We start from the raw sequence: 17,765 nt of genomic DNA on the forward strand, positions 1-17,765 counted from the left end.
ACTTCAACCGTCAGGTCCGAACGGCGGCAGCACTGTCCTGCGTGTCTTCGCGCCGACGATCGTAGTCGGCCCGCGCCATCGGGACGGCTTTGGGATTACCGAGATCGTCGATGCTAATGCGATAGGTCTCCCGGGCCGTGAGGGCCGCCAGCGCCGCGATGACGGTGATGCCGAAAGCGATCGCCCCCACCGTCAAGGGAATGTTGGCCGAGCCGGGAGGGGCCACGCTCGCAAACAGCGCCGGAAGCAACGCAGTAATGGTCGTTCCGATGTTCTGCGAGATCGCCATCGCCGACACGCGGGTGCGCGTCGGAAACAGCTCCGGATAGAAGCTCGGAAAGATCGCGTTGTAGCCCTGATAGACGACGCCCCACATCAACAGCGAGATCACGATCGCGAGAGGCACGTTCTTGATGCTGATGGCGTAGAGATAGAAGAAGGCGAGCACGCCCGAAAGCAGCGCACCCACGATGATCGGAGGCTTGCGACCGACCTTGTCGGAGAGATTGCCGACGAAGGGAATGACGAACACGGCGACCATGTTGCCGAGCACGGGGATCCACAGATAGACGTCCTTGGCAAAGCCGACGCCGTAGGCCGGCTGGACCGCGTAGGCCGCGCCAAAGATGGTCGCAACGACAGGAATGACGTTCATCAGCGCCATGCAGATGACGCGGAGCATGTCGGGCCAGCTCAGCTTGATTGCCTGGACAATCGGCGCCTGCGGCTTTTCTCCCCGTTCGCCCTCGCGGTCAAAAGCGGGGGTTTCGTCGACTTCGCGGCGAATGATGTAGCCTGCGACGATGACGAAGAAGCTGAGCAGGAACGGAATCCGCCACCCCCAGCTGTTGAAGGCCTCCGTCGGCATATAGGCCGCCAGCGGCAGGAAGACCGCAGCTGCCAGAATCTGTCCGGCCTGCACGCCCTGAAGGGCGAAGCTTGCGTAGAAGCCGCGCCGACCGAACGGTGCGTGCTCCAGGATCATCGAGCTTGCGCCGGAGATTTCGCCGGCCACGGCAAAGCCCTGCACCAGGCGCAGAAGGACCAGCAGAATCGGCGCCAGGATGCCGACCTGCTGATAGGTTGGCAGGATGCCGACCGCCATGGTCGAGATGCCCATCAAGAACATGCAGACGAGCAGAACCGTCTTGCGGCCGTGGGTGTCGCCCCAATGACCGAGCACGAAGGCCCCGATCGGCCGCGCAACATAGCCGACGCCATAGGTCGCAAGCGATGCGACGATCGCAACCGTTGGATTGTCGGACGGGAAGAAGATCTGCGGGAAGACCAGCGATGCCGCAGTCGCGTAGATGAAGAAGTCATAATATTCGAGAGCCGACCCGATCCAGCCGCTTGCAGCAGCCTTCCCGGACTGGCTCATGTGTTGGATCGCGCGCGTCGTAGCCATAGCAAAGTTCCTCCCGATCTGTTCGTTTGTTGTCGTCCCGTCAGCGGGCTTCGTTGGACAATTGGGCAGCAATCCCCGGGCGCTCCTGCGGTGTCCGCGAACGCTGGCATTGCCGGTCGGTGTCTTGAGTGAGTACTACAATAGGCATTCGCCGGCCTAACACAATTACCCAGTTATGCGATAAACCTAACATGATGTTATGGGGCAAGCTCCATCCCGCATGCTGCTGACGACGCCGCGGAATTCATTCCGGCGGATTGAACGTCCGGACGAAATACACGGGATCCCGGCCCTTCCTGAGACGATAGAGCTGCGCCGGGCGGTTCGGGCCACGCCGCATGTTGGCCACCGGCTCGATCATGTCGGCCGACAGGATCCGGGTCCGGAAGGCGCTCTTCTCCAGCGGACGATCGAGTACGATCTCGTAGACACGCTGCAAATCCGGCAGCGTGAATTCCGCCGGCATAAGGTAAGCGGGCAGCGAGGTATACTCCACCTTGTTGCGCAGCCGCTGGATTGCGCTGGCCAGGATGTCGCCATGGTCGAAAGCGAGCTTCTCCTTGAACCCGCCGCCGATCGGACACCATCGCGCATCCGACGTGAGCACGCTCGCGTATGCCGGGATCAGCGCGAAATAAGCGTGCGTCGCCGACCAGCCGCGCGGATCGCGCGTCGCACTTCCCCAGCTGCCGAGCTGCTCAAGGTAAGGGCTGCTGACGCCGCTCTTCTCCTTCAGCTTGCGCGCCGCACATTCCGCAAGATCGCGGTCCTTCGCGACGTCGACGAAGCCGCCCGGCAGCGCCAGGCTCAGCGGAAAGGGTTCATCCTCTCCGGCCGGGCGCTGCACCAGCAACACCTGCAGCCTGTCGTCGAGAATCGCAAAAATCACGACGTCGACCGTGGTCAGCGGCCTCGGGAAGTCCAGATGTCCCGGCTTTCCAAGCCCTTGTCCAGACCCCTGGGTCCGATCCTTGCCCCGCATTGGTAACCTCCCTGTTCGGCCTTGACAGTAGCATACTTAGTTGTACAGTCCAACTTAGTTAGTTGCTCAGACCAACTTATCTAGTTCCTGGAGAAAGCCATGTTCGGCATCCGATTCATCAAGGCCCAGCCCACCACCTATTTGATGAAGTACCGCGCCAGCGCGGTCGTGGCCGAGGGTACCGGGCTCTCGGCGCTCTACTACGCGCCGGTGACCACGCTCGTCGCCGTGCCGGTCGGCAGCCGCGATGCCTCCTTCATCTTGCAGCAGATCGCGCGCGACTTTCAGACGCTCACCGTCCAAGGCCACGTCACCTATCGCGTCCGCGAGCCGAAGAAGGCGGCCTCGATGCTCAATTTCACCCTGAAGTCCGACGGCAAGACTTACGAGACCGACGATCCCGAGAAGCTGCCGGAGCGCATTCTCGGCACGGTCGAGGTGCTCGCGCAGCAGGCGATCAAGGAGCTGACGCTGAAGGATGCGCTGCAGGCCTCCGACCGCATCGCCGACATCGTCGCAGGTGGCTTGCGGGCGCGCGCCGACATCGAAGCCCTCGGCATCGAAATCCTCGGCGTGTCGATCCGCGCCGTCAAGCCGACGCCCGATACAGCCAGGGCGCTGGAAGCACAGGCGCGCGAAGCGATTTTGAAGAATGCGGACGAGGCGATCTTCGCGCGGCGCAATTTCGCCGTCGAGCAGGAGCGCGCCATTCGCGAGAGCGAGCTCGACACCGAGATCGCCGTCGAGCAGAAGAAGCGCTCGATCCGCGAAACTCAGATGGACGCCGAGGCGAGCGTCGCCGCCAAGCGCAACGAGCTGCGTCAGGCCGGCATGGCCGCGGACATTGTGCTGGAAGGCAAGCGCAAGGACTTCGTCGGCCTCAACGCCGAGAACACCCGCACGCTGGCCGATGCCGAGGCCTATCGGGTCGGCGCGCTGATGAAAATCTTCGAGGGCGTCGACACCCGCGTGATCCAGGCGCTCGCAGCCGCGGGCATGCAGCCGGGCCAGCTGATCGCGCAGGCATTCTCCGGCATCGCCGAAAAGGCCGAGAAGATCGGCCAGCTCAACGTCTCGCCCGATCTGCTCAGCCAGCTGCTGGAGAAGCCGAAGCCGACGGAGGCCGCCAATGCCCGCCGCCAATGACCGCAAGATCGTGCTGGTGACGCGCAAGACCAGGCTGGAAGACCTGGTCGCGCGTTACCTGACGGCGGCCCAGGCCCGCTTCCATGTCGAGCATCTCGGCGCCGACTTCTCCGACTATGAGCACGAGCACGAGGTCTATCAGGCGCAGAAGCATGCGACGCTGCAGGCGCTGGAGCAATGGGGGCGGTATCAGGTGATCGAGCGCGGCTTCCTGGCCAGCTTCATCTTCGCGCCCGATGACATCGTCGTCGCGCTGGGCCAGGACGGCGTGGTCGCCAACACGATGAAATATCTCGACGACCATCCGCTTGTCGGCCTCAATCCGGACCCCGCGCGCTACGACGGCATCCTGCTTCCTTTCGCACCGCGCGACCTCGCAAAGCTGCTGCCGGAGGTCGCCGCTGACAAGCGCAGCAGCCAGGCCGTGACGATGGCGGAAGCGCGGCTCAGCGACGGTCAGGTGCTGCACGCCGTGAACGACCTCTTCATCGGCCCCCGCACGCATGTCTCGGCGACCTACGAGATTACCGCCGGCGGGACGACGGAGCGGCAATCCTCGAGCGGGCTGATCGTCTCGACCGGGCTCGGATCGACCGCATGGTTCAAGAGCATCGTCACCGGCTCGCTTGCGATCGCCGGCAGTTTTGGCCGGCCGCCGCCGCTGGGCGGCTACGATGCCTTGCCTTGGGACGCGCCCGAACTGCGCTTCGCCGTGCGCGAGCCCTTTCCGAGCCGCAACTCCCAGACCAATCTCGTCTGCGGCCGCCTCGCGTCCGAGGAGCAGCTGCGCATCCGCTCGCTGATGGCGGAGAATGGCGTCATCTTCAGCGACGGCGTCGAAGCCGACCGCCTCGATTTCAACGCCGGCGCCGAGGTCACGATCGGAATTGCCAGGCGGCGCGGCCGGCTGATCGTTTGACCGGGCTAGATTCCCAGCGCGTTCTCGCCTGCTTCGCGACCCGGCACGCTGACATGGACTTCGTGGCCCTCACGGAGCGCCAGGGACGCTGCGGCGACCGCCGACTCGAACGCGGCTTCCTTCGTGGCGTATCTGCTCCTAACGGTGCCGTCGTGCAGCACGCCCCATTCGTCCTGGACCGGTACGATCGCGTATTGGGCAAGACCCATTATCCCTCTCCTATCGCTGCCGCGGCTTGCCTATCGCTGCGTCACTTGCGGATGCGCCGCCGTCACCCGCCACACCGTATTGCCGCTGTCGTCGGCGACGAGCAGCGCGCCTGATTTATCGATCGCAACGCCGACGGGCCGGCCGCGCGCCTGATTGTCGGTGTTGAGGAAACCGGTGACGACGTCCTGCGCCGGCCCGCTCGGCTTGCCGTCTGTGAACGGCACGTAGACGACCTTGTAGCCATTCAGCACCTGCCGGTTCCAGCTGCCGTGCTCCCCGACGAAGGCGCCGCTGCGATAGGCGTCCGGCAGCTTGCTGCCGCTGGAGAAAGCAAGTCCGAGCGGCGCGACATGCGAGCTCAACGCATAGTCGGGCACGATGGCTTTTTCCACGAGGTCCGGCCGTTGCGGCTTGACGCGGGGATCGATGTGCTGGCCGTAATAGCTGTAGGGCCAGCCGTAGAAGGCCCCCTCCTTCACCGACGTCATGTAGTCAGGCACGAGATCGGGCCCGAGTTCGTCGCGCTCGTTCACCACGGCCCACAACGCGCCGGTCTGCGGCTCGAAGCTGAGACCGTTCGGATTGCGCAAGCCGCTGGCAAAAATCCGCCAGCGGCCGCTGGCGCGATCGACCTCGAGGATGTCGGCGCGATTGTGCTCGGCCTCCATGCCGTTCTCGGTGATGTTGCTGTTGGATCCGACGCCGACATAGAGCTTTGAACCGTCAGGGCTCGCGACGAGACTTTTGGTCCAGTGGTGGTCGATCGGACCGCCGGGCAGCGGCGTCAGCACCGTGCCCGGCTTGGTGATCTTGGTGTCGCCTTCGGCGTAAGGATATTTCATGATCGCGTCGGTATTGGCGACGTAGAGATCGTTGCCGACGAGCGCGACGCCGAACGGAGAATTGAGATGGTCGAGGAAGACGCTCTGCGTATCCGGCACGCCGTCGCCATTGGTATCGCGCAACAGCGTGATGCGATTGCTGGGTCCGGTATCGCCCCCGGAGGTCGCCCAGGACTCGACGTAACCCATCACGATCTCCTTGGGCCGCTTGATCGCGGCAGCCTTCGGCGCCTTGGATTCCACTACCAGCACGTCGCCATTGGGCAGCACGTAGAGCGAGCGCGGGTGCTGCAAGCCGGTCGCGAATGCCTTGGCCTGCAAGCCTTGCGCGACATCAGGCGTCTCGTCCTTCTTCCAGCCGACGATGCGGGCAATGTGCATCGGCGGCAGCAGATATTGCTGGATGTCAGGGAGGACAGGATTGGCGCCGATCTGCGCCTTGGGGTCGCCGCTGCCGTCCTTGCAGCCGGCGAGAAGAGCGAGGAGCGAGGCGCACAGCAGCGCGCGTGTGGGGAAAGACATCATCGCGCAACTCCCACGCCGTGGCGATACACCATGGCCCATCCGAGCCAGCCGGTCACAGGCAGGATCAGCACGGTGAGCACCGAAAGAACGAGCCCCCACGGCCACACCGAGGTCCAGGCATCACGCGTGTGTATCAGCAGATTGATGACGGCAAGGATCATGGCGACGACGTTGCCGATCAGATGCGGCCAGGCCGGCGCCTGCGCGCGCACCAGGCCGTTGCCGAGGAAATCGGTCAGGCCGGCAATCGCCGCCAGCACGCCGAAGATGACGCCGACGAGCAGAAGCCAGGCGGAGAAATCCGCCCACATCATTTCAGCTGAGACGAGATAGGTGATGTCAGTCAGCAGCGCGCCAACGAAGCACGCGATGGGGATCGGCACCAGCATCGGATGAATCGGATGGCCTGCGATTTGCGCCGTCGAGCGCGCGCGCACGATATCTTGCACCGAGGACCTCGTGTGGCATGTCGCCCCGCCCGAACGGCCAACTCGTGCTCGCGGTGATGGTTCCTGGGCTCGTTTGCGCGCGATCTTGACACGACGACCGGAGCGACCGCGAGGAACTCACCGCTATTGGCAGCCTTGAGTTCGACCAGCATCCGGAGACCGCCACATGGACCAGCGAGACGAGGGCCCGTCGTTCAGCCCAGCCTCCAAGCTCGACGGCGTCTCGCGGCGCCAAACCGAGCAGATCGAATCCCAGAGCCGGCCGAACGCCGCACTGATCCACGAGACGATCCGCGCCGAGGGCGAGCAGGAACTGGAGCGGCGATGGTGGGCCATCCTGCTGTCCGGACTCGCCGCCGGCCTTTCGATGGGATTGTCCCTGATCGTCCAGGGTGAGTTTCACGCGCTGATCTCCGACGACGCCGGCCGCCGGCTGATCGCCCCGCTCGGCTACACCGTCGGCTTCCTGATCGTGGTGCTGGGGCGGCAGCAGCTCTTCACCGAGAACACGCTGACGCCGATCCTGCCGCTGCTGCACAACCGGGATCTCGGCACCCTGGCAAGCGTGCTCAAGCTGTGGGCCCTGGTTCTCGTTTCCAACATCGTCGGAACCTGGGCGGTCGGATCCGTGCTCGCGCATACCAGCATCTTCGAACCGCGGATCTTGGACGCTTTCGTCGATCTCAGCCGCCACACCATCGAGGGGACGTTCGCGACGACGCTGGTCCGCGGGATCTTTGCCGGCTGGCTGATCGCCCTGATGGCCTGGCTGCTTCCAGCCACCAAGGGATCGGGCGCGCACATCATTGTCGTGATGACCTATGTGGTCGCGCTCGGCGAGTTCGCGCACATCGTCGCGGGCTCGGTCGAGTGCGCCTTCCTGGTGCAAAGCGGTCGTGCGTCGCTGGCGCAATATGCCTCGGATTTCTTCCTGCCGACCTTGCTGGGCAACATCCTGGGCGGAACGACGCTGGTCGCCCTGCTGAATTACGGGCAGGTCGCGGCCGAAATCGACGATCACCGAGAATAGATCGGGCGGATAGCCGCTTCCCGAAGGGCGCGAAGCTCATCAGGCAGGGAGCGGCCCGACCGCAAGATAAGCTTCATAGGCGCGCTTCAGGCCATCCTGAAGCGACGTCGTCGCGCGCCAGCCGAGCTTATCGAGGCGGCTGATATCAAGCAGCTTGCGCGGTGTGCCGTCAGGGCGCGAAGTATCGAAGGAGATATCGCCGCGATAGCCGACGATCCCGGCGACGACGCGGGCGAACTCGGCGATGGCGATGTCCTCTCCGGTGCCGACGTTGATCAACTCCGCGCCGGAATAGGTCTTCATCAGGTGCACGCAGGCATCCGCCATGTCGTCGACATAGAGGAACTCGCGCCGCGGCGTGCCGGTGCCCCAGACCGCGACGCTCTTCGCACCCGACAGCTTCGCTTCGTGAAAGCGGCGGATCAGTGCAGCCACGACGTGGCTCAATTCAGGATGATAATTGTCCCCGGGACCATAGAGGTTGGTCGGCATCACGCTGATGAAGTCGCTGCCATACTGGCTGCGATAGGCCTCCGCCATCTTGATGCCGGCGATTTTCGCAATCGCATAAGGCTCGTTGGTCGGCTCCAACGGGCCCGTCAGCACGCTGTCCTCGCGCAACGGCTGCGGTGCGAGCTTCGGATAGATGCAGGACGAGCCGAGGAACATCAGCTTCTCGGCGCCATTTTGATGCGCGGCCTGAATCACGTTCGCGGCGATCGCGATGTTGTCGTAGATGAACTCGGCGCGCAGCGTGTTGTTGGCAACGATGCCGCCGACTTTGGCCGCGGCGAGGAAGATCACCTGCGGCCGCGCCTTCGCGAACCAGTCGAACACGGCGGCCTGGTTGCAGAGATCGACCTCGCGCCGGTCGACGGTCACGACGTTCACATTCTCCCGCGCCAGCCGGCGCACGATCGCGCTGCCGACCATGCCGCGATGGCCGGCGACGTAGACGCTCTTGCCGGTCAGCTCAAACGCTGCGCTTGCCATTTGCGACATCCCGCTTGGCATCAGCCAGATCGCTCGCCATCATCTCTTCGACCAGCTGCGTGAAGGTCCGCTTCGGCTTCCAGCCAAGCACCTGCCGCGCCTTGCTGGAATCGCCAATGAGGAGATCGACCTCGGTGGGGCGGAAATAGGTCGGATCGATCTTCACCACGACCTTGCCGCTGATGGCATCGACCCCGGTCTCGTCGACACCTGCGCCGCGCCATTCGACGCGGCGGCCGACTTGCGCAAAGGACAGCTCGACCATCTCGCGCACCGAGTGCATCTCACCGGTGGCGAGCACGAAATCGTCGGGCTTGTCGGCCTGGAGGATCATATGCATGCCCTCGACGTAATCCTTGGCATGGCCCCAGTCGCGCTTGGCCTCGAGATTGCCGAGGTAGAGTGTCTCCTCCAATCCGACTTCGATGCGCGCGACCGCGCGGGTGATCTTGCGCGTGACGAAGGTCTCGCCGCGGATCGGGCTCTCATGGTTGAACAGGATGCCGTTCGAGGCAAACATGCCATAGGCCTCGCGGTAGTTCACCGTGATCCAATAGCCGTAGAGTTTTGCCACGCCGTAAGGCGAGCGCGGGTAGAACGGCGTGGTCTCCCTCTGCGGGATCTCCTGCACGAGACCATAGAGCTCGGAGGTCGAGGCCTGGTAGAACCGCGTCTCCTTCTCCATGCCGAGGATGCGGATCGCTTCCAAGAGGCGCAGCACGCCGATGGCGTCCGCATTGGCGGTATATTCCGGGCTCTCGAAGCTGACGGCGACGTGGCTTTGCGCGGCGAGATTGTAGATCTCGGTCGGGCGGACCTGCTGCACGAGACGGATCAGATTGGTCGAATCCGTCATGTCACCGTAATGCATCAGGAACGGTACGTTGCCGACATGCGGGTCCTGGTAGAGGTGGTCGACGCGCCCGGTGTTGAAAGACGAGGAGCGCCGCTTGATGCCATGGACGATATAGCCGAGCGACAGCAGATGCTCGGCGAGATACGCGCCGTCTTGCCCGGTCACGCCGGTGATCAGAGCAACCCGTTCGCTCATAATATGGACTTGCTCCCAAAGGCACCGCGGCAGGCGCGGTCAGCGCCACGTCAAAAACTCCCCTTCTTTGACATATCGGTCGCCGGGGTCAACCTCGCAGGCTCGCCCCGGGCGGGTTTCCCGGGGCGTCCTGCTCGAATGCGGCCACTGGCAGCGATAATTGCGAGATCCTACTGCGAGCGATCCGAGGTCCAGCCCTTGTAATCCTTGATGTTATCTCGGGTCACAAGCTTCGACGGCAGCAGTTCGACGGTCGAGGCCGGCTTCTGCCCATTGAGAATGCCGACGCCGATCTGCACGGCGCGCCGCGCCATGAAGAACGGATCCTGCGATGCGGATGCCTGGATCTGCGGCGACGCCGGATCCTTCAGCGCAGCCTCGATGTCGGGAGCACCGTCGACGGAAGTGATGATGATGCCGCTGCGGTTTTGCTGTTTCGCCGCGAGATCGGTCCCGATCGCCTGCGGATCATTGATGGCGAAGATCGCATCGATCTTGGGGAAGCGCGTCAGATAGCCCTGCGCGACGGTGAGGCCGCCTTCGCGCGAGCCCTTGCCGTCCTGGTCGCTGGACAGAACCTTGATCCCCGCGTTCTTCCCGAACACGTTTTTGCAACCCGTAACACGGTCGATCACGGCGGAGACCTGCGGCCCATTCTCGATGATGACGTCGCCCTTGCCTCCCAGCTTGTCGACGATGTATTGGCAGGCAATCTCGCCAGCCTGGACGTTGTTGGTGGTCACGGTGGCATCGGCGCCTTCGGCTGCGGTGTCGACCGCGACGACGACGATGCCCGCCGCCTGGGCTTTCTTGATCGCGGGGCCGATCGCCTTGGGATCACCGGGGTTCAACAGGATCAGGTCGACGCCGGCGGCGATGAAATTGTCGATCTGGGTGACCTGCTTGCCGAGGTCGTATTCGAAGCCGACGGTGGTGATCTTCACATTGGGGTTGGTCTTCTTGGCCTCGAACTCGGCGCCCTTCGACAGGGCGACGAAGAACGGATTGCCCATGGACCCCAGCGAGACGCCGATCGATTTGAGCTCCTTGGCAAAGGACGGCGTGGTGGTCAGTGCAAGCGCCACCGCGGCGCCAGCGAGCATTGTCTTCTTCAACATTGTCTTCCTCCCTGGTCTGTCTTCATCCCGGGCACGGCAGACCAGTTGCCGCAACCGAATCTCATATCTCTAGGTTCTGGCCGAGCCTTGCAGCCGGTAGCGATCCAGCGCCACGGCGCCGATGATCACCAGTCCCTTGATCACATATTGCCAGATATCAGAGACGCCTGTCAGGATCAGGCCGTTCGAGAGAACGGCGATGATCAGCGCACCAACCAGCGTTCCCCAGATCGAGCCGATGCCGCCGACGAAAGACGTGCCGCCGAGGATCACCGCGGTAATGGCGTCGAGCTCGTAGCTCTGTCCAAGCTGCAAGCCGTTGGCCGCATAGAGCCGCGCCGCCTGCATGCCGCCGCCGAGGCCGGCCAGCATGCCCGACACGCCATAAACGAAGATCAGAACGGCCCATACCTTGATGCCGGCCAGCCGCGCCGCGCTCTCGTTGCCCCCGACCGCATAGATGTGCACGCCGAGCACGGTCCGGCGCAGCACCAGCCATGACACGAGGATGACGAGCAGCGCGATCACCGAGAGCCACGGGATCGACGCCACGCCGGGCACGAGCGTCAGCGAGCCATTGCCGATGAAGGCATAGGGGATCGACGGATTGAACACGGTGGTGTCGGCGCCGAGCAGCCGCGCCAGGCCGCGCACGGCGGTGAGCGAGCCCAGCGTGACGATGAAGGGCGGCAGGCGCAACAGCGCGATCAGCGCGCCGTTGATGACGCCGAAGCCAAGACCGGTGAGCACCGCGACCGGCAGCCACAGGGCACCGAGCTCGGGCAGCTTGGAAATGGTCAGGCCGGCCATTGCGGACGCCGCCAGGATCGAGCCGACCGAGAGGTCGATGCCGCCGGTGAGGATGACGAAGGTCATGCCCGCAGCGAGCACGGTGTTCACGGCGGCCTGCTGCAGCACGATGCCGAGATTCTGCCCGGTGAAGAACCGGCCGTCCGATAAATAATGAAAGCCGCCGCAGAGCAGCAGCAGCACCGGCAGCATTCCGGCCGCGCGGATCAGCAGCCTGACGCGCTGGCGCTTCGTTGCTTGCGCGGCGGCAAGTCCGTCCGCCGTGGCGGCCTTCGCCGGCGTCGATCCGTTGTCAGGCATCGAGATGCTCCGTCCCCGTGGCAAGCGCCATGATATCCTCTTGAGTTAACGGCGCAGTCTCTGTTCGTCTGACTTCGCCCGCGATATGCCCGGACCGCATCACGATGACACGGTCGCAGATACCGATGATCTCGGGCAGATCCGACGAAATGACCAGGATCGCGGTGCCCGCCTTCGCGAGATTGTCGATGATCGAATAGATTTCGGACTTGGCGCCGACATCGACGCCGCGCGTCGGCTCGTCGAGGATCAGCACCTTCGGCGCAATGGCGAGCAGCCGCGACAACAGCACCTTCTGCTGGTTGCCGCCGGAGAGGCCACCGGCGGGGACACCGACATTGGCGGCGCGGATGCTGAGGCCTGCGAAAGCCCGGTCGGCGCGCTCGCGTGCCTTGTCGCGATCCAGGAACCAGCCGAGCCTGGCATCGCGACCGAGCACGGCGAGATTGATGTTGTCCAGGCACGACATGTCGAGGAACAGGCCCAGCGCCTTGCGGTCCTCGGTCAGATAGGCGATGCCGGCCGCGAGCGCCTCGCCGGGCGTGCGGATGTCGATCGGCTGGCCTTCAAGTTCGAGACGACCCGAAATCTTCGGTGCTGCACCGACGATGAGATGCGCAAGCTCGGTGCGGCCGGCGCCGATCAGGCCGGCAAGGCCCACCACCTCGCCCGCATGCACGGTGAGCGAGCAGCCCTTGACGCGGTGCCCGTCCGCCATGTCGGTGGCGGTCAGCACGGGGTGCCCCTTCCCGGCCTCGGGATCGTGATCCTTCTTGTAGAAGGAGGAGACGTCGCGCCCGACCATCATGCGGACGATGGCATCGGCGCGGATATCCTGCTTGTCGAGCGAGCCGACCAGGCGGCCGTCACGCAGCACGGTGACGCGGTCACCGAGCGCATAGACCTCGTCCATGCGGTGCGAGATGTAGATGATGGCGAGCCCTTCGGCGCGCAGTTGCCGGATCAGCGCGAACAGTCGCTCGCTCTCGCCGGCCGACAGCGCGGTGGTGGGCTCGTCCATGATCAGGATTTTCGAGCGCGTGTGCAGCGCACGCGCAATCTCGACGAGCTGGCGCTGGCCCATGGAAAGATGTGCCACCAGTGTCGATGGCAGGAAGTCGGCGCCCAGGCGCTGCAGAATTGGACCAACGCCCTCACGCATGGTGCCACGCGCCAGCAAACCTGAACGCGAGACCTCGCGACCGAGATAAATATTCTCCGCCACGCTCAGATTGGGGGCCAAAGACAGTTCCTGATAGATGATCGAGATGCCCGCCGCACGCCCGCCGAGCGGCCCCTCGATCCGCGCCGGCTTGCCCTCGATCCGGATTTCACCCCCCGGATCGGGCCGGTAAGCCCCCGACAGGATTTTCATCAGGGTCGATTTGCCCGCGCCGTTCTCACCCATCAAGGCGTGAATCTCGCCGGCATAGACCGTCAGGTCAACCGCGCGCAGTGCCTTGATGCCGAAGAAGGATTTCGACACTCCCCGCATCTCGAGGATCGGATCGTTCATCGTGCCTCCCGGCGCACGTTTCCCCTGTCCGCGTTTGGTTTTTCAAGCACGGTTGGCGTATTAAACAAAACGCCGCTGCACAGGGCAACAGCGAACAGACAGAATTGGGGACGCGAGGCGATGCTAATGGCGCGGCCGATACAATTCGCGCCAGGCGGAAAGCCGCTCGGCATACGCGTCCACCAGCACGCGGTCAGGCTCGAACGTCTCGACGCGGTGCGGGGGCGTGCAGATGGCGGGGATTGCCTCGCCGGTGACAGCAAGCCGCCCTAATCTCGCCGCACCGAACGCAGCCCCGGTTTCGCCGTCGGCAAAGCGATGGATCGGCACGTCAAGCACATTGGCCAGCACCGACAACCAGAACCGGGACCGCGAACCGCCGCCGATCACGTCGGCTTCCGTGACCACGATGCCGGCATCGCCAAGTGCGTCCCGGCAATCCGCGAGTGCGAAGGCGACGCCCTCGAGCACGGCCTGCACGATCGCCGTGCGGTCGGTGCCGTGGTTCAAGCCGTCGAGCATGCCGCGCACGAGGGGGTCATCATGCGGCGTCCGCTCACCCGCGAGATAAGGCAGGAAGCTCACCGGAGACGGCGTCCGCGGCTGCGCCCCCAGCGGCGCCAGCAGTTCGGCCTCGGCGACGCCGAACAGGCGCGCGGCCCAGGCCAGACAGGACGCCGCCGACAGGATCGCGCCGGCCTGGATCCACATGCCGGGAATCGCATGGCAAAAGGTGTGGACCACGCGGTCCGGATTGGCAGCGATATGGTCGGTCGGCACCAGCAAGGCCCCCGAGGTGCCCAGCGAGATGAATCCAGTTCCCGGCCTGATCGCGCCGATGCCGATGGCGCCCGCCGGATTGTCGCCCGCCCCGCCCGCGATCATGGGGCACCTCGCCATGCCCCAGCGCTGCGCCAGGTCAGGTCGCAGCGTTGCCGCCGGCGCACATCCCTCGACCAGACGCGGCATGTGCGCGCGCGACAGGCCCGTCGCAGCCAATGCCGCATCCGACCAGTCCCGGCGCGCCGCGTCGAGCCAGAGGGATCCCGATGCATCCGAGACGTCCTCGATCGCCTCCCCTGACAGCACCAGGCGCAGATAGGCCTTCGGTTGCAGGATAATTGCCGTCGCCGCAAAAATCTCGGGCTCATGCACGGCGACCCAGAGCAGTTTTGGCGCCGTGAATCCGGGCATCGCCTTGTTGCCGGTCGTAGCACGCAAAGCTGGCCAGCGCCGTTCGAGGATCCGACACTCCGCGGCGGAACGTCCGTCGTTCCAGAGGATGCATGGCCGCAGCGGCCTGTCGCGCGCGTCGAGCAGCGTCGCGCCGTGCATCTGGCCTGATAACCCGATGCCTTGGATCGCCGCCAGCTCTTTTCCATGCGACGCCTTCAACGCGTCCAGCGTGGCGAAGGTCGCCTCGATCCACTGTGCGGGATCCTGCTCGAAATAGCCTTGATGCGGCGAGGCGATTGTCAACGCCCGGCTCTCGCTCGCAATCACGCGCTGGGTATGGTCGACCAGAACGGTCTTGACGGCCGAGGTCCCGAGATCGATGCCGAGATACATGACTGAACTGCTTCCCGAATTGGACACGAGCCGCGGTGGCCTTCAGGCCGCTCCCGATGTAATCCAGCCCAGCGAGACGAATATCGATTTCTTCAACTTACGGAAGATTGTCCCGCAAGAAAATGTCGATACGGATTCGCTCCTGATCGTGGCTGATCGGCTCTTCCATGCAATGCGCCAGCAGCACCCGCGCCGCGGAGCGCGCCTCGTGGCCGGGATCCTGATTGATGATGGCGTCGCACGTGCCGCGGACCAGGAAACGTCGCGTGTGCTGCGTCAACTCGTGGGTGATCCACACCACCTCGCGGGCGCGGCCGGACGCCTCGAGCGCATCGGCGATGCCGCGGTTTCCGGCGCCGCAACAATAAATGCCGCGGAGATCGGCATGGCGCTCGAGCAACCCGAGGGTGAGCTCTCGCGTGCGCGCGCTGTCGTCGCGGCCCTCGATGACAGGGAGCGCGCGCAGGTTCGGATACTCGCTCGACAGGATCTGATGGAAGCCGAACTGGCGCTCGGTATGATCGCGCAGCGACAGCGATCCGGCGATCACGGCGACCGTCCCCTCACGCCCGGCAAGGAAGCGCCCCATCAGCGTCGATGCAGTGCGCCCCGCGGCCGGATTGTCGATGCCGACATAGTGCAGGCGGCGCGAGCTCGGCGCATCCGATACAAGGGTCACCACGGCAACGCCACGCCCGCTGAGTTCGTCGATCGCGGCCCGCACCCTGGGATGGTCGAGCGCAATGACCGCGACGCCCTGATAGGCCGGCGACAGATCCTCCAGCACGCCGGCCAGCACGTCAGGATCGAACACGTCGACATGGACGATATCGATGAAGCCGCGCTGACCGGCGAGCCAGTCTGCGGTGCGCTGGACCTGCTCGGTCAGATTGGTCATGAAGCTGTTGCTGCCGGACGGCAGCACGAATGCGAAGCGAAAGCTCTGCCCGCGCGCGAGCCGCGCGGCCGCAACATCCGCATGGTAGCCGAGTTTGGCCACTGCAGCCTCGACACGCGCGACCGTCTTGGCACGCACGCCCTGGCGCCGGTTGACGACGCGATCAACGGTGGCGAGCGAAACGCCCGCCGCACGCGCGACGTCCTCAAGCGTGGCGCGAACCGCCGGTTGCGCCGCACCAGAACTCATTCGCGCGCCGCCCACAGCATGCCGCGGGTCATCAACGTCCGGATCTCCGGGACGTCGAGCTCATAGGCGCGGTGGCCGAGCGAGGAATAGAACACCCTGCCCGCGCCGTATCGTTTTTTCCAGACCACGGGCATCACCACGCCATCGATCCAGGACGCGTGCTCGCCGGTAAAGGTCGTCGTCGCCAACACCTCGATGGCGGGGTCGACATGCATGTAATATTGCTCGGAACGGTGCTCGAAACTCTGCAGGCCCTTCATGATGGGGTCGTCAGGCTTCGTCAAATCGACCTTGTAGTCGATGATGTTGCCGGGATGGGCAACCCATTGCCCGCCGCACAGGAACTGGTAGTCCACGGAATCGCGAAACGCATCGCACATGCCGCCATGGTGACCGGCGAGCCCGACGCCGCCACGCACCGCCGCGCAGAGATTGAGCGCGTCCGCCTTCTCGATCTTCGACATGGTGTAGATCGGGATGATCAACGAGAGATCGTGTATCGCGGGATCGCCGAACGCCTCTGTCGTCGTTTCGATCCGGACCTCAAAGCCTTCCGCCTTCAGCCAGCCGCGGATCATCGAGGCACAGAGATCGGGATCGTGTCCCGGCCAGCCGCCCCAGACTATCAATGCCTTGCGCATGGTCATTCCCTCAGTCGATCTGCCCGGTTTCACGCCCGGCCGGCAGCATCGCCGGCCGCTCGACGCGGTTCTCGATCTTGACGCGCCGTCCTTCGTCGGCGGAGGTCTGGAACGCCTCCATCACCTCCAGCACGTGGAAAGCGAGCGCGCCGCTGGCGCGGTGCGGCCGGTCGTGCAGGATCGCGGACGCCATGTCGGCGACGCCGATGGAGCGGAACTCGCCTTCGACATGACCGTGTGTCAACGGCACGGTTTCCCATTCGCCGCCGGTCTTGGCGACCTGCACCTCGCCGCCGAAGCGGTTCGGGTCGGGCACCAGCATGCTGCCCTTGTCGCCATAGATCTCGATCGGCGCGTGCCGGTGCTTCGGCACATCGAAGCTCATCGCGATCGAAACCACCGCCCCGCTCTCGAATTCGAGCGTCCCTGCGACGTGGGTCGAAACCTCGACCGGGATCAACGTGCCGTTCATCGGCTGGCTGGTGACCAGACGCTCGGATCTTGGGCGCGCGGTCGAGCCCATCACGCTTGCGACTGGACCGAGCAACTGCACGAGATCGGTGATGTAGTACGGGCCCATGTCCAGCATCGGCCCGCCGCCGCGCAGGTAGTAGAATCCCGGCGCCGGATGCCAGCGCTCGTGGCCGGGGCAGCCGAAGAAGGCGCTGCCTGCGACGGGGGTGCCGATCGCGCCGTCATCGATCAGCTTGCGCGCGGTCTGGTGCCCGCCGCCGAGGAACGTGTCGGGCGCACAGCCGACGCGAAGTCCCTTCTGCGCGGCGAGATCCACCACCTTGCGCGCTTCCGCGACGTTGATGCCGAGCGGCTTTTCGGAATGGACATGCTTGCCGGCGTTCAACACCGCGAGGCTGACGTCGGTGTGGGCGAGCGGGACGGTGAGATTGATGACGATCTCGACGTCGTCACGTTTAAGCAGCTGGTCGACCCGCATCGCCGGCAGCCCGAAAGCGGCGCCCTGGCGCTCGGCGACATCGCTGCGCATGTCGGCGAGCGCCCTCACCTCCATCACCGGGAAGCGCTGCGCCGCCTTGATGTAGGCGGTGCTGATCACACCGCAGCCGATGATTCCGACCCCGACTTTTCTCATG

General features: G+C 64.7%; 17 protein-coding genes. 3 read left to right on the forward strand and 14 right to left on the reverse strand.

The features are described 5' to 3' along the window. Positions 1–10: 10 nt before the first annotated feature. A complete protein-coding gene (locus tag ACVW16_RS04280; protein ID WP_456704150.1) occupies positions 11–1,408 on the reverse strand; it encodes an MFS transporter in 1,398 nt (465 codons plus the stop codon). Between the two features lie 244 nt (positions 1,409–1,652). Beyond that, the gene (locus ACVW16_RS04285) at positions 1,653–2,390 is read right to left on the reverse strand and encodes an NUDIX hydrolase (RefSeq protein ID WP_456704151.1); all 738 of its coding nucleotides are present in this window, start codon (positions 2,388–2,390) and stop codon (positions 1,653–1,655) included. Positions 2,391–2,489: 99 nt separating this feature from the next. Here ACVW16_RS04285 and ACVW16_RS04290 point away from each other — a divergent pair, with 99 nt between their 5' ends. Both ACVW16_RS04290 and ACVW16_RS04295 read left to right on the forward strand, forming a co-directional pair. Then, positions 2,490–3,536: an SPFH domain-containing protein gene (locus ACVW16_RS04290; RefSeq protein WP_456735454.1), complete on the forward strand. Its 1,047-nt coding sequence runs from the start codon at positions 2,490–2,492 to the stop codon at positions 3,534–3,536. Then, positions 3,520–4,455, forward strand: coding sequence for a sugar kinase (locus tag ACVW16_RS04295; RefSeq protein WP_456735455.1), 936 nt, complete (start codon positions 3,520–3,522; stop codon positions 4,453–4,455). Before ACVW16_RS04290 ends, ACVW16_RS04295 begins: the two co-directional genes overlap by 17 nt. A gap of 5 nt (positions 4,456–4,460) precedes the next feature. On the opposite strand, the gene ACVW16_RS04300 is transcribed toward ACVW16_RS04295, so the two are convergent. Genes ACVW16_RS04300 through ACVW16_RS04310 form a run of 3 tightly spaced genes read right to left on the reverse strand, consistent with a single transcriptional unit; the run spans position 4,461 to position 6,481 of the window. Next, positions 4,461–4,664, reverse strand: a complete 204-nt coding sequence (locus ACVW16_RS04300; protein WP_456704154.1) for a hypothetical protein — start codon at positions 4,662–4,664, stop codon at positions 4,461–4,463. A gap of 30 nt (positions 4,665–4,694) precedes the next feature. After that, the gene (locus tag ACVW16_RS04305; protein WP_456704155.1) at positions 4,695–6,032 is read right to left on the reverse strand and encodes a PQQ-dependent sugar dehydrogenase; all 1,338 of its coding nucleotides are present in this window, start codon (positions 6,030–6,032) and stop codon (positions 4,695–4,697) included. Beyond that, positions 6,029–6,481, reverse strand: a complete 453-nt coding sequence (locus ACVW16_RS04310; RefSeq protein ID WP_456735456.1) for a DUF2231 domain-containing protein — start codon at positions 6,479–6,481, stop codon at positions 6,029–6,031. The genes ACVW16_RS04305 and ACVW16_RS04310 overlap by 4 nt, the downstream gene beginning before the upstream one ends. A gap of 166 nt (positions 6,482–6,647) precedes the next feature. On the opposite strand from ACVW16_RS04310, the gene ACVW16_RS04315 reads away from it, so the two are divergent. Next, positions 6,648–7,511, forward strand: a complete 864-nt coding sequence (locus ACVW16_RS04315) for a formate/nitrite transporter family protein (RefSeq protein WP_456704157.1) — start codon at positions 6,648–6,650, stop codon at positions 7,509–7,511. Between the two features lie 39 nt (positions 7,512–7,550). Here the strand turns inward: ACVW16_RS04315 and fcl are convergent, their stop codons facing one another. The 9 genes from fcl to ACVW16_RS04360 all read right to left on the reverse strand — a co-directional run bounded on the left by fcl (position 7,551) and on the right by ACVW16_RS04360 (position 17,764). Next, positions 7,551–8,504 carry a GDP-L-fucose synthase gene (fcl, locus tag ACVW16_RS04320; RefSeq protein ID WP_456704158.1) on the reverse strand — a complete coding sequence of 318 codons (954 nt, stop codon included), beginning with the start codon at positions 8,502–8,504 and terminating at the stop codon, positions 7,551–7,553. Then, positions 8,485–9,555, reverse strand: coding sequence for a GDP-mannose 4,6-dehydratase (gmd, locus tag ACVW16_RS04325; RefSeq protein WP_456704159.1), 1,071 nt, complete (start codon positions 9,553–9,555; stop codon positions 8,485–8,487). The genes fcl and gmd overlap by 20 nt, the downstream gene beginning before the upstream one ends. 170 nt (positions 9,556–9,725) lie before the next feature. Continuing rightward, the gene (locus ACVW16_RS04330; RefSeq protein ID WP_092228496.1) at positions 9,726–10,673 is read right to left on the reverse strand and encodes an ABC transporter substrate-binding protein; all 948 of its coding nucleotides are present in this window, start codon (positions 10,671–10,673) and stop codon (positions 9,726–9,728) included. A 69-nt stretch (positions 10,674–10,742) separates the two neighbouring features. Next, positions 10,743–11,783 (reverse strand): ABC transporter permease subunit, encoded by a 1,041-nt coding sequence (locus tag ACVW16_RS04335; RefSeq protein ID WP_092228497.1) that lies wholly within the window; start codon positions 11,781–11,783, stop codon positions 10,743–10,745. Continuing rightward, positions 11,776–13,299 carry a sugar ABC transporter ATP-binding protein gene (locus ACVW16_RS04340; RefSeq protein ID WP_456704160.1) on the reverse strand — a complete coding sequence of 508 codons (1,524 nt, stop codon included), beginning with the start codon at positions 13,297–13,299 and terminating at the stop codon, positions 11,776–11,778. The genes ACVW16_RS04335 and ACVW16_RS04340 overlap by 8 nt, the downstream gene beginning before the upstream one ends. Before the next feature lie 123 nt (positions 13,300–13,422). Beyond that, positions 13,423–14,868, reverse strand: coding sequence for a xylulokinase (gene xylB, locus ACVW16_RS04345; RefSeq protein WP_456735457.1), 1,446 nt, complete (start codon positions 14,866–14,868; stop codon positions 13,423–13,425). A 97-nt stretch (positions 14,869–14,965) separates the two neighbouring features. Continuing rightward, entirely contained in the window at positions 14,966–16,015 is a 1,050-nt protein-coding gene (locus ACVW16_RS04350; protein ID WP_456735458.1) for a LacI family DNA-binding transcriptional regulator, read from the reverse strand. After that, positions 16,012–16,656 carry a ThuA domain-containing protein gene (locus ACVW16_RS04355; protein WP_456735459.1) on the reverse strand — a complete coding sequence of 215 codons (645 nt, stop codon included), beginning with the start codon at positions 16,654–16,656 and terminating at the stop codon, positions 16,012–16,014. The genes ACVW16_RS04350 and ACVW16_RS04355 overlap by 4 nt, the downstream gene beginning before the upstream one ends. Positions 16,657–16,666: 10 nt before the next feature. After that, positions 16,667–17,764 carry a Gfo/Idh/MocA family protein gene (locus tag ACVW16_RS04360; protein ID WP_456735460.1) on the reverse strand — a complete coding sequence of 366 codons (1,098 nt, stop codon included), beginning with the start codon at positions 17,762–17,764 and terminating at the stop codon, positions 16,667–16,669. Between the last annotated feature and the right edge of the window lies 1 nt (position 17,765).

The sequence above is a fragment of the Bradyrhizobium sp. USDA 4474 genome, assembly GCF_054057515.1.